Raw genomic sequence first — 23,323 nt, 5'->3', positions numbered from 1 at the left:
ATTTATTATAACATAACATTGATTATAATTCTAACATGGACAGGTAGAGATTCCAATTACGTTAGTGTTATGGGTGTTAATAAATTTTTAATATACACCTTTACAAAAGAAGAAATCAAATGGCATCTTTTTTTAATAAAGTGCTAATAAAAGGAACGGTCACATTTGACCCTATAGATTCATTATCTATCTTTTCTATAATTTTATCAATGCTATAGAAAGAACGTTCTATTCTTGCTAAAATATAATCAATCACTTTTAAATCAATTTTTAACTGTTTATCTGAAAATCGTTTTATTAGCATAATTCTTAATAATTCCTCGCTTGCAGGCAAAATTTTTACGCTGATAGTTGATAATATTCGAGAACTTAAATCTCTTAGTTTGAAGTTAAGCTTTTTTGGTGAAATTGAAGAAGTGATTAGCAGCCTCTTGTCGTTTTCTTTCATGTAATTGTAACAATGTAATAACATGGCTTCATCTTTAATGTTTTGTACGTCTTCTAAAATAAAAGCATCGCTATACCTAATCTCGCTTACGAAGTTATTCACATTGATAAAGATTGCATCGTTTATTGATTGCCAAATATGAGCAAGATGAGTTTTACCGGAGCTTTTAGGTCCAAAAAGAATCAGACATTTCCAAGATAAATCATTAACTACCGAATTATATACGTGCTTATTTTCATCTAAGATGATGTAATTTTGCCGGCTATAATCAGCTTGATTGTTGTTAAATAAATTTAATTGCACGTTGAACCTCTTACGTAACCTCTTTCTGGTAGTAATTTTTGCGCAGAAATTTACTTACGCTCCTCAAATGTGTCAGGTATTCTGGGCTCATTTCTCCTCTTACCATAAATTGATTATGCAAAAGGTCTGTTAGCCGTTTTTATAAAGCTCACTTTTAAAATATTTATTGATTGCATATTCTACTGATACATTGAACATTGCTATTATTGGAATAAAAAGTAATATACCTGTAAATCCAAAATATGAAGCGCATATAGTAATTCCCAGAATAATTACAGTTGGATGTATATGAACTTTTTTTCCTATTAATAAAGGAACTAATATATTTGAATCTATTAATTGTCCAACACCAAATAATAGCAAAACAGCAGCACTTTCAAACCATCCACTAAATTGAGTGATAGCGCTCAAAAACCCAATAATGGTATATAATAATGGCCCTACGTAAGGTATGAACGTTAACATTCCTGATAAAATTCCAATAACAATAGAGTGTTCCAATCCAATTATGCTCAGACTCACAGAGTAAAAGACCATCATGACAATACATACATTTACCTGCCCCTTTAGATAATTAGATATAATGAAATCCACTTTGGAAAAATAATCTGCAATTTTTCCTCTGTAAGGAATAGGGATTAATTTACTAGCTTTTTCTATAATTAAAGGCCAATCACGTAATATATAGAAAAACACTACAGGAGTAATCACCATTAATGATACCGTGTTAAAGCTTGAACTTAACACTTGGATTATAAAGTTACTAGCAATATCAAGAGCATTCATGAAATAAGATACATAGTTGCTGTAATTTTCTGCTAGATTTTTAGATAAATGATCAAATAAGCTATCCTCGATTTTCATATTAAGAAATTCTAATACAGAGGGGATTACTTTAAACTTTAATGAAGGCACTTTACTCACTAAGAAATTTAATATTGAAGTAATTTGAACATATATAATAGGTAAAACAAATGTTATGACTAGTATAAAAGCTATTAATAAAATAAGTATTATAAAAATTACAGAACATGAACGTGGTATTCTATACTTTTCAAACTTGACTACTAGCGGATTAAACAAATATGCAATAATAATAGATATTAAACATGGAAAAATCATAGGACGCATCAGGAATAACATCCCTATTATAAAAAGCAGTATGAAACAAATAGTTATATGACGTTTTTGCATGTGTTTAGCATAGCTAATTTACTGAAAAATATGCAATTTATTTTTCCTATGTTGAAAGTATTTTACGATTTGTAATACTATCATTTTTTACTAAAATTTAGTTGTTTAATCCGCAGGCAAAGATAGATTTTGAGCTCTCTAAATATCTCTTTTGCTATTATAATTATGCTAGTTAATAGGGGAAGTAACTTTTATATGATGTCAGAAATTTTATTTTTCGGAAAGAATCTTGGATAGAGAGGAAAGCTTCTACAAAAAGAAATATGTGCGCTAAGAAATACAAAATAGCAGCATTAATAGTTGCAGCGGGAGTAGGCAGTAGATGCAATTCTACGATTCCTAAGCAATATATAAAACTGGCAGGTAAATCTGTTTTATTTCATACAATTAAAAGATTTCTGGCTAACCAATATATAGATTACATAAGAATAGCAATTAATAGAGACCATGAAAGTTTCTATGAGAAAGCTATATCACTAATTACAGACACTAAATTACTAAGCCCTGTATACGGAGGAGAAAACAGGCAAAGTTCAGTTAAACTAGGGCTTGAAAGCTTACAAAAAATTAACCCAGATTTTGTAGTTATACACGATGCTTGTAGGCCTTTTGTGTCAGATGTTCTGATAGATAACTTGGTTGAATCTATGATTAATGATCAATATACAGGAGTAGTTCCAGCAATAGAAGTTGAAGACACTATGTCATTGGTGAGTAATAGTTTTATTGAATCTACGATTTCAAGAGGAAAGCTCAGAGCCATACAAACCCCTCAAATTTTTAATTTCAAAGAATTATTATCATGCCATCAATCAGTCAAAGAATTTACTGACGATTCATCACTAATGGTAGAGCACAAAAAACATGTTGCGATTATTAAAGGTGAGAAAAGCAATTTTAAGTTAACCACAAAAGAGGATATCAATATGGCAAAGCTTCTTTTTGAAGAGCCAAAATTTCGTGTCGGAGCCGGTTATGATATACATAAGTTCATTAAAGTTCAAAATGGTGCTGAAAGCTTTATAAAAATTTGCGGTGTGAAAATTGAACACAACATGGCAATAGAAGCGCACTCTGATGGTGATGTTGCAATACATGCAATCGTTGATGCAATACTCGGAGCACTGGGATGTGGCGACATAGGAGAGCACTTTCCTCCTAGTTCCTCTGAATGGAAAGATTGCAATTCATCTCACTTTCTTGACTTTGCTGCTAAAAAAGCAAAAGAAAAAGGGTACAGCGTGTCTAATTTAGATATTACTATAGTTTGTGAAGAGCCTAAAATATCGCCTTACAAAGTAGAAATGAAGAAATTCATATCAAAAGCATTAGAAATTGATGATGAATTTGTAAATATCAAAGCAACCACTGCAGAGAAATTAGGTTATATTGGAAGAAATGAAGGAATAGCAGTGCATGCTTCTGTGTTATTGCATACAAACTTTTATTGGAAATAGAAACGAAAAAACTTACTTGACACCCTTCGCCAGCCCCCTTATCATGACACTGAAGCTATTTATTTATCTTCTCTGTACAGATTAAATGACAAAAAAACTCAACGTATTTGGTGTCTCATGTTTAATTTTTTGCACTATGTGCACCTTATGTCTTTATCAAATTTCTAGCTATACAAGCTAAAATGCGCTTATAAAGCATTTAAAACATCAAAAAACGCCAACTTAAAAAATGGATAGTGAGTAATTAGCTACCCTAGGTTTTCTTTGCCTTTTTTTCTGTTTAGTAAATTTCTTAATGTTTATAATTTAGATTAGTTGCGGCTTAAAAGCAGATGAATCGCGGTTATTAAACGTTTAGAATAAAAAAACGCCATACTTGAAAGTATAATGTAAGTAACTAGCCAACCACGGGGCTTCTTTTGCCTTTTTTTTCGTTTGGTAAATTTCTTAAACATTTATGGCTAAACGACAATCGTCATCCCGCTACTTGTTAGCGGGATCTAGAGATACCGCGGCGGCATGACGTAGGACTGCTGTCATTCAAGTAGCTGACGCTGGAATCCAGCCTTGCTGTAATCTCATCAAGAACGTTGTGTTTTAACATAAGATCAGCCACTTTTATGCTTACCAACTTAATAAAATTCCTGGATCCAAGTAGTCAGGCTACTCGAATGACACCTTCATAAAGTGAAATGAGATCCCGCTAACAAGCAGCGGGATGATGAGAAAGGGGCTACTCGGATGATACCCTCATAAAGTAAAATGAGATCTCGCTAACAAGCAGCGGAATGACGGGAAAAGAGGTGCTGGGATGACACCTTCACAAAGTGAAATGAGATCCCGCTAACAAGCAGCGGGATGACGGGAAAAGAGGTGCTAGAATGACACCGTTTACTATGTAACATCTCATCATATCACAATGTTCGTACAGTTGTGGCGGTATGACGTAGAAAAACTGTTAACTTAAATCTATATTGACATGTCCCATTTTACGCTTATCCCTAACCTCTTTTTTCCCATATATGGTTAAACTAGCTTTTTCGTTGCTCAAATACTTATGAGAATCATATATATCATTACCTATTATATTTTTCGTCATACAAGGAAAGCGTAATACTACTTCCTGCATAGGTAGCCCGCATATTATCCTAACTAGCTGTTCAAATTGACTAACGTTACATGCATCCAAGCTCCAGTGGCAAGAATTGTGAGGTCTTGGAGCTAGTTCATTAACTAACAATTCGTTATCCTTAGTAACAAAAAATTCAATAGCCAGAATTCCTATTACATCAAGCGCATTTGCTATTTTCTTTGCAGCTCGTTGTACCTCTTGAGTTAATTTACTATCTATTTTAGCTGGCACTGTTGAAGTATCAAGTATTCCATCAACGTGGTAATTTTCTGCTATAGGAAAAAAAGCTACTTTACCGTTTTTATCTCTTGCAACGACTATTGAAACCTCTTTCAGTAAATCAACACTTGCTTCAAGAATGTACTCTGTATTCCAATCAAAGGAAGCAAATTGCTTCATTTCAGAATCATTCTCAAGCACATATTGCCCTTTTCCATCATAACCCATTTCTGTTGTTTTCAGCCTTGTTGGATAGCCAAAAGCTCTACTGCTTTTCAGTAGCTCATTATAATTTTGTATACTTTTGTATTCAGCAGTTTTTATACTCAAGCTTCTAATGAAATCTTTCTCTCTAAGCCTATTTTGCGCAATGTGTAACGCTTTTTTACCCGGATAAAAATTTACATCGATATCAATTGCACTACATGGAATATTTTCAGACTCAATAGTGACCAAATCCACACTCTGTGCAAAAGATTCAAGCGCTTTCTTATCAGAGAAATCTGCTATTGTGAAATCATCAACAATAGAACAAGCTGGATCGTCTTTAGCACTGGCAAAAACATGTATTTTTTGTCCAAGTTTTGTTGCAGCGATAGCAGTCATTTTACCTAATTGTCCACCACCTATTATTCCTATTACTTTTTTGCTCAGCGCATCTGGTTCATTCATACTATAAATTGATATTTCCTAATTAAAGTATACTTGAAAAATCTATGAAAAAAGTATATAATTAAAATACTATTTTCTTATCATGAATATTTTATAATGATAGAATACACACTAACTACCAACTTTGTTGAAGTTACAGTTTTACCAATTTATATTGAAGAGCAATCCATTCCTTATGAAAATTGCTATGTATGGATGTATAACGTTAAGATAAAAAACAAAAGCCAATCAACTATTCAATTGTTAAGTCGTCATTGGCAAATAATAGATTATAAGGGAAAAGTAAATGAAATTGCCGGAGTTGGTGTTATCGGAGAACAACCTGTGATAAAATCTGGAGAGGTATTTAAATACACAAGTGGAACATACTTAAATGTACCGTCAGGAATAATGCAGGGTAAGTATGAATTTCTGAATGAAGAAAGCATAAAAGTTTTTGAAGTTATGATACCACCCTTTTCTTTGGATAGTCCATACATCAAAACTAGACCCCATTAACTGTCAAAATAGTTTATTTGTAACCAGACTGCATTCTGTGATTTTTAGCAAAACACGATACACAATCGTCATTCCGCTACTAGTTAGCGGAATCTATGCCGAGATACCGCGGCGGTATGACGGTTCGCGGTGGTATGACGGTTAAGTAATTCGTCATCCCGCTACTTGTTAGCGGGATCTATGCTAAGATACCGCGGCGGTATGACGGTTCGCGGCGGCATAGCTATCTTCAAAAATATGGTTGAATAATTGTTAATAATAGTGTATAATTATTAATATTTTTAAGCACTTTGGCTATGGCTTTATCTAAGTTTCTCGACCCTAAGCTGGATTTAACCTTCAAAAAAATATTTGGTACTGAAAAAAATAAAGACATCCTCATTCACTTTCTCAATGATATTTTGGGGTTCACTGGCAAAGATGAAATAAAAGAAATAGAATTCCTCAGCACTATTCAAGATGCTGAAATTGCCTCTAAAAAACAAAGTATCGTTGATGTTCTTTGCAGAGATTCTAGTGGGAACAGGTATATAATTGAGATGGTGCGACCTGAAAGCCTTCGGTCATATTGTTTATAAAAGGAGAGGAATTCATTCAGAAAGAAACTGAAAGGATTCTAAAGCTTATTGAGCCAGATGTTTTGCCATCTGAGTCTACGCATCAGTGCGAATTGGGTAACCAGTTGGTGCTGAGCGACGCGGACAATGAACCTCCTCTTGATAAAGAAGATGCTCAATCGTGAGAGAAAGCATAAACTACAAGCATCATGTGGTTGGAGGGCTAGGCTTAGTGGTATGGTGAACGTAAGTGAAGCTTCATAAGTATCGTAACGATTAAAGAGCTAAAGATGCTGATAAGCTCCGACCAAAAGGTAATGTGACATTTTTCATTTCTGGATGTACGCAAATAATAATTCCACCGGTATAGAGAAGCCACCTAACCCACTATTGTATGACAAAAGGAACAGGATAAGCCTGTATTTTCGCCTATATGGCAGGCAACCCGCAAGGAATGCTGATGGATGTGCAGGTAAAGGATAATGGAGAAAGCGAATGCCATTTTGTAACGAAATGGATAGAATTTGTAACATTAATTCGCGTGAAAACGAGCAGACTTCCATTTGGTCCTTCATGACAAGAAACTTTGTTAACCACTTAAGGTAGGAAAGCAGATGATTACAAGTACAACTGTAAGTGCACCTACCAATAACTCCGAAGCATGGAACCAGTTACCCTGGAAGAAATGCCAAAAAGTTGTTATGAGGCTACAGAGGCGTATTGTTAAGGCTGTCCAACAAGGCAGATGGGGTAAGGTGAAAACTTTACAACACCTTCTCACACGCTCTTTTAGCGGCAAAGCTTTGGCGGTTAAGAGAGTAACTGAAAACCAAGGAAAAAACACAGCAGGTGTAGATCGTCAAATATGGTCAACTTGCAACACAAAATTTCAAGGAATAAAGCTATTAAAACAAAGAGGATACAAACCTTCTCCGCTAAAACGGATATACATCAGTAAGTCTAATGGCAAAAGAAGACCTCTTGGAATCCCTACGATAAAAGATAGAGCCATGCAAGCATTATACTTGTTTGCTTTGGAACCGATAGCTGAAACGATCAGTGATCGTCACTCTTATGGTTTTAGACCAAAAAGATCCTGCGCAGACGCTACTGTGGCTTGCCACTTGTTACTGGCAAGCCGTAACCAACTACAATGGATACTCGAAGGTGATATTAAAGGTTGTCCGGAAACAAGTAAAAGGCTATAATATCTGAAATTTTAGTACGGGTAAAGATGAGAAAAAAGTATCCAACAGATCTAAGCGAAAGGGAATGGGCAAGAATAGAAAAACACTTCAGAGTATCATACAAGAAAGGAGGAAGGCTGCCAAAGTATAGCAAAAAAGAAATATTAGAAGCAATTTTCTATGTATTGCGTACAGGGTGTCAATGGCGGTATTTACCAAATGATTTTCCGCTATGGAAGACTGTGTATGAGCAGTTCAGGCAATGGAAGAAGCAGGGAATTTTGAGAAAATGAATTATGAAATTACAAAATATAGTAGAAGAAAAATAGGAAAGAATGAGCAGCCGAGTGCCTGTATAGTAGATAGTCAATCTGTAAAGACTACAGAAAAGGGGGGATCAAAGCTATGATGGAAGTAAAAAGTAAAAAGGGTAGAAAAAGGCATATAATTACAGACACTCAGGGTTTTATACTAGGTTGTTACGTAGGCGCTGCTAACGAAAATGATAGAGATGGTATTAAAATAGCATTAAACAATATGAGAACAAAATATACTAAAGTTAAAAAATGTGGGCTGACATGGGATACCAAGGAAGAAATTTAAAGAATCACATAAAGGAAGAATATGACATAGATATTGAAATTGTTAAAAGGCCTCCATGTAGATTTTGGGTGCACAAAGATACGCCACCTGAGCTACTACCAACAAGAGAACAAGGGTTTAAAGTACAGCCAAGAAGATGGGTTGTAGAAAGGACTTTTGCTTGGGTTAATAGGAATAGAAGGCTATCGAAGGAGTATGATTTACTCACAACATCCACTGAGAATTTCATATACCTAGCTATGAGTAGGGTTATGTTAAAGAGGGAATATGCTTGAATTTACTAGTTTCCGAACAACCTCTTATAGCTCTTTCCATAAAAGTCCGGATGTGATAGGATAAGGGTAGATGATGATAAGGAGGTTGAATGCCAGCAGCATATAGTTATGATTTAAGAAAAAAAGCAATGGAAGCGCTAGACGAAGGAGAAAGCAGAGAAACAGTGGCAGCAAGATTTAAGATTGGACGAACTACTTTATGGGAGTGGCAGCAAAGAAGAAAAGAAACAGGAGACTTTCAATCAAAAAAACTTGGAAATGGGGGTTACAATCACAAAATTACCGACTGGGATACCTTTGCCAAATTTGCCAGAGAACACGGAGGAAAGACTCTATCGGAAATGGCTAAACTTTGGAACAACGTTAGTATCCAAACGATCTATCGAGCCCTTAAAAAAAATTGGATTTACGCGCAAAAAAAGACATATGGATACAAGGAAAGAAACGAAGAAAAACGTGCTGAATTTTTGAAAATTATAGCGACAAAAGAACCTAAAAACTTAGTGTATATAGATGAGTCTGGCATTGATAACACCGAACTACGGATATTGCCAGAAAGGACAGCGGTTTTATGCCTTAAAATCTGGAAAGAAAACTCAACGAATCAGTATGGTTGCAGCCTTAAGTGGAAGAAAGATAGTTGTTCCGTTAACCTTTGAAGGCCACTGTAATATGGATGTTTTTAATGGATGGTTTGAGCAATTTTTGACACCGATCTTGGAACCTGGACAGACTGTCATTCTTGACAATGCTACTTTTCATAAGTCTGATAAGATTATCGAGCTTGCTAAAGGGGTTGGTGCAGAAATTTTGTATCTGCCGCCTTATTCTCCAGATTTCAACAAAATTGAGCATCATTGGTTTGCTATAAAAAACAGAGCCAGGAAAAACATTCCTCTATTCGAATCCTTTCGTCGTGCTGTTGATTCTGCCTTCCTATGACCTGTTCGGACTATTATGAGAAATGCTATACTACATAAGGCCTAATTTCCGGAAGATCAACTTTTTGGTGAACATAAGGTTTTTCGCATATTACAAGCTCTCCTCCGCATTCGCAAATATTAGGCAACTCTATTTTTACTACTTTATCCGCTTCCATTGTAGCATGAAAATTTCCTTTATGCCCAACCTGATCGCCAACATTCCTTTCGCTTTTTGGCTTGTCCTTTTTTGTTTTGTACAATTCTTTAGAGCTCGGTAGAGATGAATTTTTCGAGTTTAAACCAAGCCTTTCCTTTAATTCAGCGTTCTCTATCTTTAAAGCTTTATTTTCTGCTTTTAAGTTTTCTATCTCTGCTTTCAGTTTTTCTATTTTTTGCTGTAAATTTTTGCAAAGTTCTCAAAGGTTTACCACATTACCTCACTTTTGCTCTATGATTATCTTTATTATCTTGCTTTGTCTACCTTATTCTACCACTCCGCTGAACAGATACCTTGGGTTAGCTATAGCTAACACCACAATTGTACTAACATTGTGATTTGAGAACAACCTTCACCAGAAAGGGTGTCATTCCAGTGTTAAGCACTGGAATGACGAGAGGTAACGCAAGAAGTTTACTCTTAATAAAAACCTGATGATGAATCATTATTACCAAATTTCGGCCTATTTCTGTTGCTGAAACCAGAATGAGGACGAGGAGGCCTCTTATGGTGACTTCCTCCAGGTTTTCTACTAAATGAATTATTGTAATAATTATCCCTGTCATTTGGACCATCTTTCCTTTCCTCGTTGTAAAGCTCACCTTCAAAAAACTCTCCCGTCTCTTGATCAACCCGACGTCTTGACAACTTTGGACACCCACCTTTTTCAAAGTCAATTACTAGTGCTTTGAAAGTATCATCTTGTTTAAGTACGCTCTCTATAGAATCTATATGTTCATTAGCTACTTCACTTATGTGCATTTTTCCTTTTCTGCCATTAAGAAATTCAAGCTCTACAATAGACTTCTCTATTCTTACAACCTTGACATCAACTATAGAACCTTGTTCTAGTTCTGTTATTGAATCAATCATCATACTCTTTGCAATTTCAGCTTCAGTGCCACTCGTAGCAAAAACAGAAACTTTACCATCATCTCCTATTTCAATTTTTGCATTACTTCTTTCACACACACTGCGTATATTTTTCCCCTTAGAACCTATAGCAGCAGAAATTTTGTCTTTATCTATGTAAAATGATAACATCCTTGGTGCATGGTCTTTGACATCATCACTGTGTTCTGAAATCACTGCATTCATTTTTTCTAAAATATGTAATCTTCCAGCTTTTGCCTGTTCTAAAGATTTTTCAACAATTTCAAAGCTTATACCAGAAATTTTCATGTCCATTTGTAGCGCCGTAACCCCTTCACTAGTTCCTGCTACTTTAAAGTCCATATCACCAAGATAATCTTCATCACCAAGTATATCGGAAAGTATTACATACTCGTCTTTATCTTTGATGAGACCCATAGCAATTCCAGCAACAGGGGCCTTTATTGGCACGCCCGTATCCATTAAAGCAAGAGAAGTCCCACAAACTGTTGCCATAGAAGAAGAACCATCAGACTCCAAAATTTCGGACACTACTCTTATTGTATAAGGAAATTCAGACTTATCGGGTAAAACAGGATGAATTGCTTTCCAAGCAAGTTTGCCATGACCGATTTCTCTTCTTCCTGGTGCACGCGCAGCAGAAGTTTCTCCAACAGCAAATGAGGGAAAGTTATAATGCAACATGAAATGCTCACGTCTATCCCCTTCAATATCATCCACAATTTGCTCATCTTGAGTGGTGCCAAGAGCAGTAACAACCAGTGCCTGAGTATTGCCTCTTGTAAATAGTGCAGAACCGTGAGTTTTGGGCAGAATATCAACTTCAACTTCTATCTGACGTATCTCATCATGCTTACGACCGTCTATCCTTACACTTTTCTTCCTAATTATTTCACGTACTAAAGATCTTTCAAAGTTTTTTACTGCATACGTAATTAACTTTTCGTCTTTTCCAGTTTCTTTAAGAGTATTCAATATATTCTCTCTGATCGCTTCTAGAGCTTGAACTCGCTCTTGTTTTACTGTTTGCGAATATGCTTTTTCAAAATCTTTACCGTATTTTTCGAGCTCTTGTGTTATATCTGATGCATCAATAGGGGCAAAGCTCTCAGGTTTATTGCCAATTGTATCAGCAAACTCTTTTATGAGCTTAATGACAGGCTTAAGGTGTTCATGGCCAAATTTTATTGCATTAAAAACATTTTCTTCAGAGAGCTCTTTCACTTCTGATTCAACCATTAAAATTGAATTTTCATCACCAGACAAAAACAGATCCAAGCTGCTTGCTTTCATCTCTTGAACAGAAGGGTTGAGTATATAGTTATTATTTTTATCACAACCAACCATCACTCCAGCTATAGTAAAGTGAAAGGGAACACCAGAAATTGCAAGAGCTGCAACAGCACCAATCAATGCTGGCACTTCAGGAGGATTGACTGTATCATAAGTTAATAGATTGCACACCACACTAATTTCATCATGAAATCCTTCTGGGAATAGTGGTCTTATACTTCTATCTATTACTCTTGAGATTAAAGTTTCTCTATCAGATGGCTTGCCTTCTCTTTTAAAAAACCCGCCAGGGATCTTACCCATGGCATAGCTTTTTGCGATAAACTGCACATTTAAAGGTAGGAAATCAACGCTTTCTTCCTTCTTTTTACGTACAACAGTTACTAAAACAGAAGTATCACCGTAATTTACAACTACTGAACCATGAGCTTGGCGTGCTATTTTTCCTGTTTCTAAAGATAAGGCACGACCACCCCACTCTATAGATTTTTTTATAATTTTAAACATATTAAATTCCTCGATTATTTTCTAATGCCTAACTTCTCTATTAATTCCTGATAGGCTTCATTACTAAATTTACGCTTTATATAATTTAAGTGCTTGCGTCTTCTACCTATCAATATAAGTAAACCACGCTTAGAGTGATGGTCATGCTTGTGCACTTTAAAATGCTCAGTTAAGTTACTGATCCTCTCGGTCAAAATTGCACATTGTACAAAAGATGAGCCTGTATCATCTCCTTTAATTGCATATATATTTATCAAACTCTTTTTCTTTTCGGATGTTATCGACATCTAAACCTCATTTTAAATATTAAAAACACGAATAGGTTTCACACAACCATAAATAAAACTGCAGATTGCAATAGGTACACTACCCACCACCGTACAACAAATATCATGATTCTTTAAATTACGCAAGTTATTTAATACAACTTCCTGACCTTTTCTGATTTTCCCCGCATCTTCTAGGGAAATTTCAACTTTGAACATCGATTTTAAAGCCGATTCAATGGGGATGACGAAACTTTTTGTATTACTCCCTGTCACTCCATCATCTCCTGTCATTCCAGTGCTCCCTTTCTTGTCATCCAAGTAGCTGACACTGGGATGGCTTTGTTGCATCACGCTTTATGAGATGGTGATTTATGGTAAATTCATGTAACTATCTCAAATTTAGCCATACCAATATCAGTGAACTTATTGAGCAAATAGCATTTAACAAGTAGTTCCTTCTCTCTATTTGTCTCAGATTTATTCCTAAAACTAAACCCGAATGTTTGTTTCAGTCGCGAGAAAAAACTTTCTATATAAGATCTTTTTCCATAACTCATCTCTTTTTTCCACTTCTTTATACCATCTTCATCATATGACTTTATGAGCTTGACTGCAGAATTTCTCTCAGCCATATAGTCTAACTTTGGATGCTCTGCTGCGTTGTTTTTTCGGAGGAATTTTCGTTTTATACCATATTGATTACACAGCTTATAGAGCTTTTCTCTGTCATATGCCCTATCTGCATATAGTGCTTTTATGGCATGCTGAAATCAACTTCTTTTAGCAAATCACAAGCTCCATAGTGATCAGCCGTTACTGTATTTTACAGCTATGGCTTTTTTGTTGTTTATATTCAACATTACGTGCAATTTTCTCGTTTGCTCATAGCCACGATATTTTCTGTCAGTGCTATTTTCCTTGCTGTGTGTTGTTGTATATACTAATTCCTGTACTGTCTATAGCAATTTCGATATCTTCCATATTATTTTCTGCAATCATTTATCTTAATATTAAGTTTCTTTTGATGCTTGTGAATAGCTGCAAATCTCTTCCTATTTGTTGCAAATACCCTTTTATAAACCCGACTGTTTGTCTTAAACCAATTCTAAAGAAACTGACGATTATATGCACCAAAATCACAACTTTATCACTATAAATATAGTTGCCGCCCTGCATTTTGGACAATTCTCGTACCAATTTTCTATGGCGTCATTGATATAACAAAAATGCTTCCTCTTTCTTGGAGAAATTTGTTATATTCATGGCTACTGACTCTCATTTTTGTGGCATATTTTTTCTTCAACAGTTAAATGGCTATTTATAATGAATTTTGTCAGTAACTGCCAGTTCTTTTCACTTGAGCGATGCAACAAAGCCCACTGGGATCCAGTTTCACCTTGTGATGGTGTCATGAAAGTAGCTGACACTGGTTTCCATCAAGACGGTGTCATTCCTTACTATTACCCACAAATATAAATGGACTAAAAAGTAAAATATTACAATATTAAAGTTTGCAAATATTGAGGGTGTAAAATGGCAAGTAAAAGTAGTGAATGGGCTAAAAATGAATTTGGAGATAAAAGGTTAACTGAGCGATTAGTAAAGATTGCTGATATGTTTGACAAAATTACCTGAAAGTTAGATTAATCAAGCATGTGAAAGTTGGTCAGAAGCAAAAACAGCATAACGTTTTTTTCAAAATGAGAATGTAAAAGAAAGTGATATTTTAGCTACACATATTAATAAGACGGTTGAGAGAACAAAAGCTCACAAGAGGGTTCTTGTCATTCAAGATACCAGTTACATTGTATATAATAACCATAAAAAAACAAGCGGATTAGCAAATTTGTCCAGTTATGATACTGCAAAAGGTATTATAATGCATACAGCTCTTGCCGTTAGTATAGAAGGTTTGGTACTAGGGATACTAGATCAAAAAGTTTATTCAAGACCTGAAGAAACTGAGAACCTTAAAAAAGAGCGATCGCATTGAAGATAAAGAAAGCGTAAAGTGGTTGGAAACTTTAAGAAAAACAAATAATATTATTGATCCAACTCAAACTGAGACTATAACTGTATGCGATAGAGAAGCAGATATATATGACTTTTTTGAGCTTGCACATAATCTTAATTCGGCAGTGCTAGTTAGAGCATGCAGAGATAGAGCAGTAAATAGAAAATCTCGATATCCTGAAAAAGGTGAGCAGAAGTTATGGGCATTTATTAAATCCTCTCATTGTGCAGGTACGGTAGAAGTTGAAGTTCCTGTAAAAGATAATAAGCCAAAAAGAACAGCACGTTTGGAAGTTAGATTTGGAAAGTTTATGATGAATCCATCTAAGAATAATATTAGGCATAAGACGGAAGAACTACCTAAATTACCACTTTATGCAGTTTATGTTGTTGAGAAAACTCCCCTTCCCTTAAAAAAAACCGCTAGAATGGATGCTATTAACGAATCTTTCAGTTAATACTTTCGATGAAGCTGTTGAAAAAATTAGTTGGTATCAACTATGTTTTTTAAAAATTTTTTTATTTGTGTAATTTTGCAAATTATATGGGCAATAAAAACCCGTTTGTCATAGAAATAGAATTTTATATCAAACAGCTACCACAGCAATTTCTGCTTAAGCTAATGAATATGTGCTTTAAGTCTGTGTGGACGCACATATTCATTAGCCAATTTCAGTTACCGTTGTGAAGATTTTTAAGTATGCAAATTAATTGCTTCTTTAAGTCTTGTATTAGCAATTACTATAATTTTACGCATTAGGGCTGTTATAGCCACCATCTTCTTCTTACCACTTTCAACAAGCTTAGAATAAAAGGCGCCAAGTATAGATTTTGACCTTGTAGCAGCCATAGCGGCTGTAAAGAGCTTTGAACGAACGTTACTTCTACCACCTGTAATCCTTCGGTAACCAACAGCTTTACCACTTTCTTTTGGATGCGGTGCAACTCCGGCAAGACTTGCTACTTCTTTTCTATTTAAGTAACCAAGCTCTGGCATTAAACACAAAAAATCTTGTGATAACTTTTCCAGGAACTGTTTTAAGAATTTTTTGGCGTTGTTGTAATTCGCGGCTTTCATCAATAATCTTTTGTATAGTATCATTGAGTTCGTTTATTTGACTATCGAAAAACTCAATGGTCTTTTGACAGCTTTCTTTTATATGATCATTTTCCGGTGCTTCAAGTCTGCATTTTTCTTGAGTTCTCATTTGCGTAATATCATCACGACGTTGACAAAGTGCAGCCAAAGTTGATTGTTCTGTAGAGGTAGGTACAAAATAGAGATAGTTCTATGGCGTTCAAATCCATATTGAGCAAGAGCTCTTGCATCTAGACTTTGCTAAAGTTCCGTGAGATAAAATAAAGCTTTTTACTTTACGAGTATTAGCTCGATGCACGGCAATATTTTTGTCGGTAAGAAAATGTGATAAGCCAAGCTCATATTTCCCTGTATTTTCTAAAGTCACTAAAGCATTAGGTAGAATATCTGAAAACTCTTGAAATAATTGTTGCCAACCAGAAGCATTATTATCAAATTCGACAGCATTCTTCTGTTTGTGAATTGCAACGATATTTTTAAATTTTCCGATGTCAATGCCAATAAAATTTTGATAAGATGTAACCATAATAAACCTCGATAGTTTTAGTTAATTTAAGATTGTAAACGGGTGCATATATATGTCCCAAGCAACTATTCAAACGTATCGAGAGATAGGGCTAGCGTACCTTGATACCAACGGTTGTAATACCAATTTCCTTTCGGTCGCGCCCGCCCGCTATTCCTAGTGAGCAGGGTTATCTTTTCTCTTATCTCTTTTATATCACGTTTTTAACTTACAATTCCCTTAGATGGAAAATAGAGATATTACATAAAATTTTAAATCCGGTCTCAAAGTTGAAGAATGTAGGCTTGGAATAGCAGAAAGACTAATGAGATATCTAACAGTTATGAGTATTATTGCTTGGAGGATCTTCTTTATTACATCAATTGCAAGAGCTAACCCAACATTACCATGTACTACCTTATTAGCTGAAGAAGAATGGAAAGTTTTATACGTTAAAATACACAGAAAACCATGTCCAAGTGTAGTTCCCAACATAAAAGAAGCTGTTTCATGAACTTGGAGGCCATTTAGCAAGAAAAAATGACCCAAAACCAGGACCAATTACTCTTTGGAAAGGATATAAACGTCTCTTTGATTTAGCAGAAGGATGGCGACTTGCTCACGAACTTTATATTTGTGGGTAATAGTAAGTTGTTAGGGGGATCTGGAGATACCGCGGCGGTATGACGTAGGGAAATCTTACTTATTATAGCTATAGTTCTACATGAATTACAAAAGTAATATTTACTAGATCTTAATATTTTAGATCTATATTTTAATAAATAATGAGCTGTAATTAGTATGAATAATCCATTTAAAAGTGAGAACTATAAAAAAAATCTCGATTCTCTGATCAAAGCTGTAAAGCTAGGAAATGCAGAGAAACAATATAACAAAACGTTAAGGGATTTATCTCATGCATTAGAAGGTTTTACAGGTGAGGCAAAAGGTATAGCTGAGTTTGTTATATATACTGACTTGAACAATTATGTAGAACAGCCATTAGGTCTTTTTAAAACATTAATGAATAGAATTTTGGGAAAAAATTTTCCAACCAAGAACAGTAGTATAAGTAATTTTGTAAATGATGAGTTGTCAAGTTTCACTTTAGAAACAGCAGCTAAGTATACAAGAATTTTAAAAAAAATTGATCTCTTGGAACAATTAGAAAAAGATTTCAGAAAAAATAATATTTTAAAAGATTCTTTAAATTTAGAACAAAGTGAAAAGAGTCAAGGAAAAGATAGATCACACGAAGTGAGTTTGGAAGGTAGAAAGCAAAAGGAAGGTACTTTTGAGCTGCGAAAAGAAGAACAGCCGACGAAGTGAGTTTGGAAGGTAGAAAGCAAAAGGAAGGTACTTTTGAGCTGCGAAAAGAAGAACAGCCGAAAGAAAAATTAGGTGGTAATCGCATGAGGCAAATAAAGCGACCAACAACAGCACCTCCGGCTGCTCCAGATTCGAGGAAGGTACGCTTTAAATCAGAAATATCCTCAGATGGAGAAAGCAAGGCAAAGTCTACATCTTCTTTACTAAAAGGAGCTAATAGTTTTAGTATGCCTGATGCTAAGGAAAATCCTTCTGAGGATTCAGGCTATGAAAGTTCATTAGATCAGGGGTCTGAATATGAAGACATATCAAATTATCAAGAGAAAAAGCAAAAGGAAAATCCTTTATATGAGCAGAGAGAAGATTCAGGCTATGGAAGTTCATTAAATGAAGAGTCTGTATACAAAGAGATATCAAATTATCAAGAGAAGAAGAGTAAAATTTTAATAGAAAATTCGCAGAGTTCAAAATCGCCCAAAGAAGAGCCAATTTATGCAACAGTTCCTAAAGAACATATAGAAGCAAAAAGAGAACGTAAGCAGAAACAACAACCTCAATCCCTCGTACCACCAAAACCACCGCAAGTGCCAAAAAAAATGTTTACTACTGGTCAAGAAGTTAGACAAGAATCGAAAGTGGTAATCAAAGATAAACCTGCAGTACCGCCAAAGCCTAAAAATCTAAGCCGTGCTAATCAAAAAGTAAGCACAGAGCCAAAAGTAGTAGGAGTAATTCTTAAAAAATCAGCTGAAAGAGTACCACTAAAATCTGAAAATCAAGACAATAGGAAATCAGCACAAAAAGCTGCTGGTAAGGCGATACCAAAAGTAGCAGCAGCTACTATGAAAGGAGGAGCTAATCGCGAGATGGGCAGTAAAGTAAAGGCATTAAAAGAAAAATTTGAGCAAAATCAAGCAAAAGGAAATGCTAATGTACAGCTTGCTGAAAGCAAAACCACTCCAGCAGCACAAGCGGATATCGGTGTGAAGAAAAAACAATCTCATTCATTTCTAACAGAGAATAAAAGATCTGCAACGAAACACGTAACAGCAAAATCTGATCCAAAATCTCATGTCAGCAAAAATTCCCTTCTCACGCATGCAAATGTAAAGGAAATGGTTGCACAAATTGAGAAAGGAAAAGGAGGAAGATAGTAACATTTGGGAAAAAAACATATGTGTCAAGTCAAGAGATTGTGAGCAAATTTAGGAAATTATAGCTAAACTGACTTAGATTTACCGACAATTTGAAAAACCGTCATTCCGCTAACTATAGTATTTTCAAAAGCGAATGATAAAGGTATAATATGTTTTTTTAAAGTAGGGAAAGCGATGGTATATAGTGTAGATTTAAGGGAAAAAGCAGTGTCTTTGGTAGAAAAAGGAAAGTCAAAGGTTGAAGTTGCAGAGGTTTTTGAGATAGGGATAGCAACACTATATAGATGGCTAAAAAAGAAAGCTACTGGCCAAGGTCTCAAAGCGGTAAAAAGTACTGGTTTTATTCGAAAAATAGATCCAGAAATACTCAAAGAATATGTCAAAAAACACCCAGATCACACACTAGCAGAAATGAAACAAAACCTTGGCTTTGGGATAAGTGCAATTTGGTATAGATTAAGACAGCTGAAAATAACCTTTAAAAAAAGTCACATTCTATCAAGAGCGCAATCAAGAAGATAGGCAGCAATTTATCGATAAAGTCTCAAAAATAGACCACTGTAGCATTTTATATATAGATGAAGCAGGAGTTGATAATAGACTATACCGAGAATATGCACGAGCTCCAAGAGGAGAAAAAATATATGCTGATGTTCCAGGAAAAAAGCGGGAAAGAGTGAGTATAATAGGTGGATGAGAAGTTTATTGCACCAATGACCTTCACAGGAGGGTGTAATAAAGATATATTTAATGTATGGTTAGAGCGAAGATTACTTCCACAATTACAGCGTGATACAACCATAGTTATGGATAATGCTACATTCCATAAAACTCCCAAAACAAAGTCATTAATAGAGTTTTTTGGCTGTCATTTGCTTTATCTTCCAACATATTCACCTGATCTAAATCCGATAGAGCATTGTTGGCACACCATCAAAAGTTGCCTCAGACCTCTAATGCATCAATGTACAGACTTACACCTTTTAGTTGGTAATACCATTTTAGACGTTTATCATTCGTTTTAGAAAATACTATAGTTGAAATAGCGCAGTTACTCACCCCATAAATTTGGTGCTCTCTTTCAATCAAAGGTGTCTTGCTGCTTGAAATGTTTTCTTTGTAAAAATTTGGCTTATCTTTATATCATCTCATTCAAACAGCATTAACATAACTTATGCCTTTTTTGGATGTAGAAATTTTCTAGGAATTGTCTTTTTGAATTCTATGGTATTTTGTTTAACATTGAAACAAGAGGCCAGTGTCACGCACTGGCATGACACCCATTTGTTCCTATAGTTGTCTTTTCTCGTCTACCTTATTTTGCCACTCTGCTGAACAGATACATAAAGAAAGTGGAAAATTGGACATTCTCAACTCGGCTCCTGCAGATTAAAAATTAAGTTGAATAAAAATTGGATTTGACGCAGTTTTTTCCCATAGTTTAAGAAATTAAAAGTTTAACGATTAGAATTATAATTACAAACCACAATAAAAAATAGACTTTTCCATTTGATTTATTTTTAATTTGGATGTTTTCTAATTTTTTATCAGCTATTAGGTTTAATTTTTCTATAAGGCTAAATATCCCTTGGATTGTTTTTACAGGATAAGAACTTCTAATTTTTTCCCTATACCCTATTTTATTTTCATGTTGACTGCTTATCCACGCTTCAACTACTTTCCACATATTGATTTCTGAGTAGATCTTTCTACATGTCCCTTCCAGTAAAATCATAGTTTTCTGCAGCAATAACAATTGTGTTTGAACTTTCATATTAAAATCACCAGTTATTTTTAATAGCTGAGCAAGTAAACTAGCAAATGAAATCTTCTGTATAGGCTGCCCAATAATGGGTTCACCTATTGCCCTGCAAGCTGTGACAAAATTTCTATGCTGTGATGAAACATAACCAGCCCTAAAGTGCATTTTTGCAACGTGATCATAATCCCGATTTAAAAAGCCTTTGAGTATCTCTATAACGTAATAGCATGTCTCACGATCTATTCTACCCATGATTCCACAATCCAGGGCAATAATATTGTTATTACTATCAACCATTAGATTTCCAGGATGCATATCAGCATGAAAAAAACAATCCCTGTATACTTGATTGCAAAACGATTCTATAAGATTGATAGCTATTTGCTTACGATTATTCAGTTTTTCAACTTCGTATATTGGCGTTGCTTCTATCCATTCTAATGTTAAAACCTTTTTCGAAGTTCTATTCCAATCTATTTCAGGTACGTAAAAACCTCTGTCATTTTTTGTGTTTTCCTTTAGTTCCGAAGAGTGAGCAGCTTCAAAACGTAGATCTAACTCTAATCGGCAAATTTCAGCAAAAGTTTTGACTAATTCAATTGGCCTCAGCCTTTTTGATTGTTCGCTAAATTTTTCTGCAATTTCTGCAAGCCAAGAAAGCATTTTTATATCCCTTGAGAATGTTTTCTCAATATTTGGCCTTAAAACCTTCACAGCAACTTCCTTACCCTCAGTTGTAACCGCTCTATGCACCTGAGAAATCGATGCTGCTGCAATTGGCTTTTCAGAAAAGCTTGAAAAAATGTCGCTCAATTTACAATTAAACTCACTTTCTATAGTTTTAACTGCTATTTTATGTGAAAATGATGGCAATCTATCACATATCAATAACAAGTTATTTGTTATATCCTCATTTAAAACATCAGTACGTGATGAGATAGACTGCCCAAACTTAATGAACACCGGACCTAATTTTTCAAGAGCACACTTTAGCTTGTGGCCTTGTATTTTATTTATTGATTTTTTTGATGGTGGAAGTAAATAAGGTAATATATTGTAACGCGTCAGCACCGTAGTTATGTGCAGAAGACGCAAAATATTTTGAATCATTTCGCTGCGTAACTGCTAAATATTTCATTTAGGGTTCTATTTTTCATAATCTCATCAGGCTTGCCTTGGCAATAGATAGTATTATTTATACAAATTATGTAATCTGAGGATGGTAGAGCAGAGTTAAGATCATGAGAAGTCATAAGAATCGATACCAATCGTTTTTTTGCTATTTTATTTATAATATCATAAAATTTAGCCCGCGCGTTAATATCCATTGCACTAACTGGTTCATCTAGAATGATCAAGTCAGGCTCTGCAATTAAACAACGTGCAAGCAGTAATAATTGTGTTTGCCCTGCAGAAATTTCTAACACTTGATTTTTCAAAATGTTACCGATACCAGCCAACTCTATCGTTTCTGTAATAATGGATTGATTTTTCTTTAGTCTTTTCAAGGAGCTATTTAAAAGAAAATATTCAACTGTTATTGGCATCAAATTACTAATACTAAAATTTTGCGGCATGTAGCTAATTTTTGTGTTCTCAGCTAACACAATATTTCCAGTATAATTTTTATTTATACCAGCAATTGCTTTCACTAAAGAGGTTTTACCTCCACCATTTGGACCAAGTATTGTAATTATGTCTCCTCTTTCCATGAACATATTGATATTGTCAAGGATTCTTTTACCATCATATGCGAGAGCAAGATTTTCTATTTTTAGAACACGATTATTGACATTATTCAATTTATTGACAAAATTTAACTTCTTCTCAACGTTTATATGAGACATTTACTGGCTTTTTTTCTATTACTTTCACTTACACTATACTATAATATTGCCTTTTCATCCAATTTAAAAGTTGTAGCTACAATCAAACCTATCCACTCACTTGTAGCTTCTGTTACAGAAGGGATTTTAGAACCGGAATTGCTTGGCTATGCAACATCTGCACATAATTATATATTAAAGCCATCTGATGCGAGTAATTTAGAATCAAGTGACGTTATATTTTATGTTGACGATAACTTAGAGACGTTTGTTCAAACTTTCGCCAAAAATAATAAAGAACTAGTGCAATTGTCAAAGGCAATCAACCTACTTCCTACTCGGCCACATTCATTTTCTAGAAAAATCACTCACATTCAAGATGAAAAAGATTTACACATGTGGCTGAGTCCCGAAAATGCAAAGAGCATGATACTTTCTATAAGTGCAACATTGTCTGACATAGATAAAGGAAATTCCCATCGATACAGTTCTAATGCAACAAAAGCTATAAAAAAAATAGACCAAGAAGTAAAAGAAATCATGAAAGAACTGAATGATTTTAAAAATCAAAAATACATCGTTACTCATGATGCTTATCAATATTTTGAAAAATATTTCGGTCTAAATCATCCAAGCGCTATTCTTTCCATAGAAGAGGATTCTTACATAGGTATGAAGAGTTTAATGAAGCTAAAAAAGATAATGAAGGAAGAAAACGTTAAATGTATATTTGCTCATTCACAGGAAGATAGCATAAAGCCTAACGCCCTTTCTAATGACGCAAAAATGGTAGTTCTTGATCCTATTGGATCAGACATAGAGCCTGGAAAAGATGCATATCTAGCTATAATCAATAGCATTGCACAAAATTTTAAGTCTTGTTTTGTTGAGTAATAAGTTCCCTTTTAGCTTACTGTTTTATTGTTCTACAAATCAAGAAGAAGTGAGTTTACAACAAATGGTGTCATTCCAGTCTGGAATCCA

The 23,323-nt window shown here is 34.7% G+C and carries 19 protein-coding genes and 8 pseudogenes; 15 read left to right on the top strand and 12 right to left on the bottom strand.

Annotated features, from left to right (window positions below):
* Positions 1 to 115: 115 nt before the first annotated feature.
* Positions 116 to 751 (bottom strand): DnaA ATPase domain-containing protein, encoded by a 636-nt coding sequence (locus tag J4T77_RS06025; RefSeq protein ID WP_190321455.1) that lies wholly within the window; start codon positions 749 to 751, stop codon positions 116 to 118.
* 129 nt (positions 752 to 880) lie between these two features.
* On the bottom strand, positions 881 to 1,945 hold the full coding sequence (locus J4T77_RS06020) for an AI-2E family transporter (RefSeq protein WP_010963061.1): 1,065 nt from the start codon (positions 1,943 to 1,945) through the stop codon (positions 881 to 883).
* 263 nt (positions 1,946 to 2,208) lie between these two features.
* On the opposite strand from J4T77_RS06020, the gene J4T77_RS06015 reads away from it, so the two are divergent.
* Positions 2,209 to 3,402, top strand: coding sequence for a bifunctional 2-C-methyl-D-erythritol 4-phosphate cytidylyltransferase/2-C-methyl-D-erythritol 2,4-cyclodiphosphate synthase (locus J4T77_RS06015; protein WP_010963060.1), 1,194 nt, complete (start codon positions 2,209 to 2,211; stop codon positions 3,400 to 3,402).
* A 958-nt stretch (positions 3,403 to 4,360) separates the two neighbouring features.
* On the opposite strand, the gene J4T77_RS06010 is transcribed toward J4T77_RS06015, so the two are convergent.
* Positions 4,361 to 5,425 carry a 5-(carboxyamino)imidazole ribonucleotide synthase gene (locus tag J4T77_RS06010; RefSeq protein ID WP_190321454.1) on the bottom strand — a complete coding sequence of 355 codons (1,065 nt, stop codon included), beginning with the start codon at positions 5,423 to 5,425 and terminating at the stop codon, positions 4,361 to 4,363.
* A 96-nt stretch (positions 5,426 to 5,521) separates the two neighbouring features.
* On the opposite strand from J4T77_RS06010, the gene apaG reads away from it, so the two are divergent.
* The 7 genes and pseudogenes from apaG to J4T77_RS05975 all read left to right on the top strand — a co-directional run bounded on the left by apaG (position 5,522) and on the right by J4T77_RS05975 (position 9,487).
* The gene (apaG, locus tag J4T77_RS06005; RefSeq protein ID WP_007549064.1) at positions 5,522 to 5,923 is read left to right on the top strand and encodes a Co2+/Mg2+ efflux protein ApaG; all 402 of its coding nucleotides are present in this window, start codon (positions 5,522 to 5,524) and stop codon (positions 5,921 to 5,923) included.
* Positions 5,924 to 6,219: 296 nt separating this feature from the next.
* Positions 6,220 to 6,465: pseudogene (locus J4T77_RS06000) on the top strand (PD-(D/E)XK nuclease family transposase); the annotation flags it as partial.
* A 26-nt stretch (positions 6,466 to 6,491) separates the two neighbouring features.
* Positions 6,492 to 6,665: a hypothetical protein gene (locus tag J4T77_RS05995; RefSeq protein WP_233641023.1), complete on the top strand. Its 174-nt coding sequence runs from the start codon at positions 6,492 to 6,494 to the stop codon at positions 6,663 to 6,665.
* 248 nt (positions 6,666 to 6,913) lie between these two features.
* Positions 6,914 to 7,057: a hypothetical protein gene (locus tag J4T77_RS05990; RefSeq protein ID WP_173862902.1), complete on the top strand. Its 144-nt coding sequence runs from the start codon at positions 6,914 to 6,916 to the stop codon at positions 7,055 to 7,057.
* A 37-nt stretch (positions 7,058 to 7,094) separates the two neighbouring features.
* Positions 7,095 to 7,688, top strand: a complete 594-nt coding sequence (locus J4T77_RS05985; RefSeq protein WP_233641022.1) for a reverse transcriptase N-terminal domain-containing protein — start codon at positions 7,095 to 7,097, stop codon at positions 7,686 to 7,688.
* A 26-nt stretch (positions 7,689 to 7,714) separates the two neighbouring features.
* Positions 7,715 to 8,545, top strand: a pseudogene (locus J4T77_RS05980) (IS5 family transposase).
* Positions 8,546 to 8,634: 89 nt separating this feature from the next.
* Positions 8,635 to 9,487, top strand: a pseudogene (locus J4T77_RS05975) (IS630 family transposase).
* Between the two features lie 28 nt (positions 9,488 to 9,515).
* On the opposite strand, the pseudogene J4T77_RS05970 reads toward J4T77_RS05975, so the two are convergent.
* The 6 genes and pseudogenes from J4T77_RS05970 to J4T77_RS05945 form a co-directional block, all read right to left on the bottom strand.
* Positions 9,516 to 9,857, bottom strand: a pseudogene (locus tag J4T77_RS05970) (DUF6444 domain-containing protein); the annotation flags it as partial.
* A 248-nt stretch (positions 9,858 to 10,105) separates the two neighbouring features.
* Complete coding sequence (pnp, locus tag J4T77_RS05965) at positions 10,106 to 12,379, bottom strand: polyribonucleotide nucleotidyltransferase (RefSeq protein ID WP_233641021.1); 2,274 nt, start codon at positions 12,377 to 12,379, stop codon at positions 10,106 to 10,108.
* Positions 12,380 to 12,393: 14 nt separating this feature from the next.
* Complete coding sequence (gene rpsO / locus J4T77_RS05960; RefSeq protein WP_190321287.1) at positions 12,394 to 12,666, bottom strand: 30S ribosomal protein S15; 273 nt, start codon at positions 12,664 to 12,666, stop codon at positions 12,394 to 12,396.
* 12 nt (positions 12,667 to 12,678) lie between these two features.
* The gene (locus J4T77_RS05955) at positions 12,679 to 12,996 is read right to left on the bottom strand and encodes a hypothetical protein (protein ID WP_233641020.1); all 318 of its coding nucleotides are present in this window, start codon (positions 12,994 to 12,996) and stop codon (positions 12,679 to 12,681) included.
* Between the two features lie 32 nt (positions 12,997 to 13,028).
* A pseudogene (locus J4T77_RS07650) lies at positions 13,029 to 13,927 on the bottom strand (IS5 family transposase).
* Positions 13,914 to 14,075: a hypothetical protein gene (locus J4T77_RS05945; protein ID WP_233641019.1), complete on the bottom strand. Its 162-nt coding sequence runs from the start codon at positions 14,073 to 14,075 to the stop codon at positions 13,914 to 13,916. Before J4T77_RS05945 ends, J4T77_RS07650 begins: the two are co-directional and overlap by 14 nt.
* Before the next feature lie 106 nt (positions 14,076 to 14,181).
* On the opposite strand from J4T77_RS05945, the pseudogene J4T77_RS05940 reads away from it, so the two are divergent.
* Positions 14,182 to 15,162: pseudogene (locus J4T77_RS05940) on the top strand (IS4 family transposase); the annotation flags it as partial.
* Between the two features lie 193 nt (positions 15,163 to 15,355).
* On the opposite strand, the pseudogene J4T77_RS05935 reads toward J4T77_RS05940, so the two are convergent.
* A pseudogene (locus J4T77_RS05935) lies at positions 15,356 to 16,286 on the bottom strand (IS110 family RNA-guided transposase).
* Between the two features lie 218 nt (positions 16,287 to 16,504).
* On the opposite strand from J4T77_RS05935, the pseudogene J4T77_RS05930 reads away from it, so the two are divergent.
* The 5 genes and pseudogenes from J4T77_RS05930 to J4T77_RS05910 form a co-directional block, all read left to right on the top strand.
* A pseudogene (locus J4T77_RS05930) lies at positions 16,505 to 16,909 on the top strand (IS4 family transposase); the annotation flags it as partial.
* Between the two features lie 157 nt (positions 16,910 to 17,066).
* A complete protein-coding gene (locus J4T77_RS05925) occupies positions 17,067 to 17,594 on the top strand; it encodes a hypothetical protein (protein WP_223823143.1) in 528 nt (175 codons plus the stop codon).
* A 2-nt stretch (positions 17,595 to 17,596) separates the two neighbouring features.
* Complete coding sequence (locus J4T77_RS05920) at positions 17,597 to 18,748, top strand: hypothetical protein (RefSeq protein ID WP_223823144.1); 1,152 nt, start codon at positions 17,597 to 17,599, stop codon at positions 18,746 to 18,748.
* A 177-nt stretch (positions 18,749 to 18,925) separates the two neighbouring features.
* On the top strand, positions 18,926 to 19,273 hold the full coding sequence (locus tag J4T77_RS05915; RefSeq protein WP_022626382.1) for an IS630 transposase-related protein: 348 nt from the start codon (positions 18,926 to 18,928) through the stop codon (positions 19,271 to 19,273).
* 167 nt (positions 19,274 to 19,440) lie between these two features.
* Positions 19,441 to 19,776 (top strand): transposase, encoded by a 336-nt coding sequence (locus tag J4T77_RS05910; RefSeq protein ID WP_190321415.1) that lies wholly within the window; start codon positions 19,441 to 19,443, stop codon positions 19,774 to 19,776.
* A gap of 416 nt (positions 19,777 to 20,192) precedes the next feature.
* Here J4T77_RS05910 and ubiB read toward each other — a convergent pair whose 3' ends face one another.
* Positions 20,193 to 21,623, bottom strand: coding sequence for a 2-polyprenylphenol 6-hydroxylase (gene ubiB / locus J4T77_RS05905; protein WP_190321416.1), 1,431 nt, complete (start codon positions 21,621 to 21,623; stop codon positions 20,193 to 20,195).
* Positions 21,620 to 22,360, bottom strand: a complete 741-nt coding sequence (locus J4T77_RS05900) for a metal ABC transporter ATP-binding protein (protein ID WP_038199232.1) — start codon at positions 22,358 to 22,360, stop codon at positions 21,620 to 21,622. The genes ubiB and J4T77_RS05900 overlap by 4 nt, the downstream gene beginning before the upstream one ends.
* On the opposite strand from J4T77_RS05900, the gene J4T77_RS05895 reads away from it, so the two are divergent.
* The gene (locus tag J4T77_RS05895) at positions 22,352 to 23,233 is read left to right on the top strand and encodes a zinc ABC transporter substrate-binding protein (protein ID WP_010962934.1); all 882 of its coding nucleotides are present in this window, start codon (positions 22,352 to 22,354) and stop codon (positions 23,231 to 23,233) included. The two genes, J4T77_RS05900 and J4T77_RS05895, sit on opposite strands and share 9 nt — an antisense overlap.
* The last annotated feature ends 90 nt before the right edge of the window (positions 23,234 to 23,323 follow it).

The organism is Wolbachia endosymbiont of Drosophila innubila, assembly GCF_021378375.1.
Taxonomy (GTDB): domain Bacteria; phylum Pseudomonadota; class Alphaproteobacteria; order Rickettsiales; family Anaplasmataceae; genus Wolbachia; species Wolbachia pipientis.
The sequence above is the reverse complement of the archived record's forward strand: the minus strand, read 5'-3'. Positions and strand labels throughout refer to the sequence as shown.

What these genes read in the sequence shown, in the direction of transcription:
- J4T77_RS06020 (WP_010963061.1), bottom strand. Translation starts at nt 1,945, where the DNA reads ATGCAAAAACGTCATATAACTATTTGTTTCATACTGCTTTTTATAATA.
- J4T77_RS06015 (WP_010963060.1), top strand. Translation starts at nt 2,209, where the DNA reads ATGTGCGCTAAGAAATACAAAATAGCAGCATTAATAGTTGCAGCGGGA.
- J4T77_RS06010 (WP_190321454.1), bottom strand. Translation starts at nt 5,425, where the DNA reads ATGAATGAACCAGATGCGCTGAGCAAAAAAGTAATAGGAATAATAGGT.
- apaG (WP_007549064.1), top strand. Translation starts at nt 5,522, where the DNA reads ATGATAGAATACACACTAACTACCAACTTTGTTGAAGTTACAGTTTTA.
- J4T77_RS05990 (WP_173862902.1), top strand. Translation starts at nt 6,914, where the DNA reads ATGGCAGGCAACCCGCAAGGAATGCTGATGGATGTGCAGGTAAAGGAT.
- J4T77_RS05985 (WP_233641022.1), top strand. Translation starts at nt 7,095, where the DNA reads ATGATTACAAGTACAACTGTAAGTGCACCTACCAATAACTCCGAAGCA.
- pnp (WP_233641021.1), bottom strand. Translation starts at nt 12,379, where the DNA reads ATGTTTAAAATTATAAAAAAATCTATAGAGTGGGGTGGTCGTGCCTTA.
- rpsO (WP_190321287.1), bottom strand. Translation starts at nt 12,666, where the DNA reads ATGTCGATAACATCCGAAAAGAAAAAGAGTTTGATAAATATATATGCA.
- J4T77_RS05955 (WP_233641020.1), bottom strand. Translation starts at nt 12,996, where the DNA reads ATGCAACAAAGCCATCCCAGTGTCAGCTACTTGGATGACAAGAAAGGG.
- J4T77_RS05925 (WP_223823143.1), top strand. Translation starts at nt 17,067, where the DNA reads ATGAATAATCCATTTAAAAGTGAGAACTATAAAAAAAATCTCGATTCT.
- J4T77_RS05915 (WP_022626382.1), top strand. Translation starts at nt 18,926, where the DNA reads ATGGTATATAGTGTAGATTTAAGGGAAAAAGCAGTGTCTTTGGTAGAA.
- ubiB (WP_190321416.1), bottom strand. Translation starts at nt 21,623, where the DNA reads ATGATTCAAAATATTTTGCGTCTTCTGCACATAACTACGGTGCTGACG.
- J4T77_RS05895 (WP_010962934.1), top strand. Translation starts at nt 22,352, where the DNA reads ATGAGACATTTACTGGCTTTTTTTCTATTACTTTCACTTACACTATAC.
- J4T77_RS05900 (WP_038199232.1), bottom strand. Translation starts at nt 22,360, where the DNA reads ATGTCTCATATAAACGTTGAGAAGAAGTTAAATTTTGTCAATAAATTG.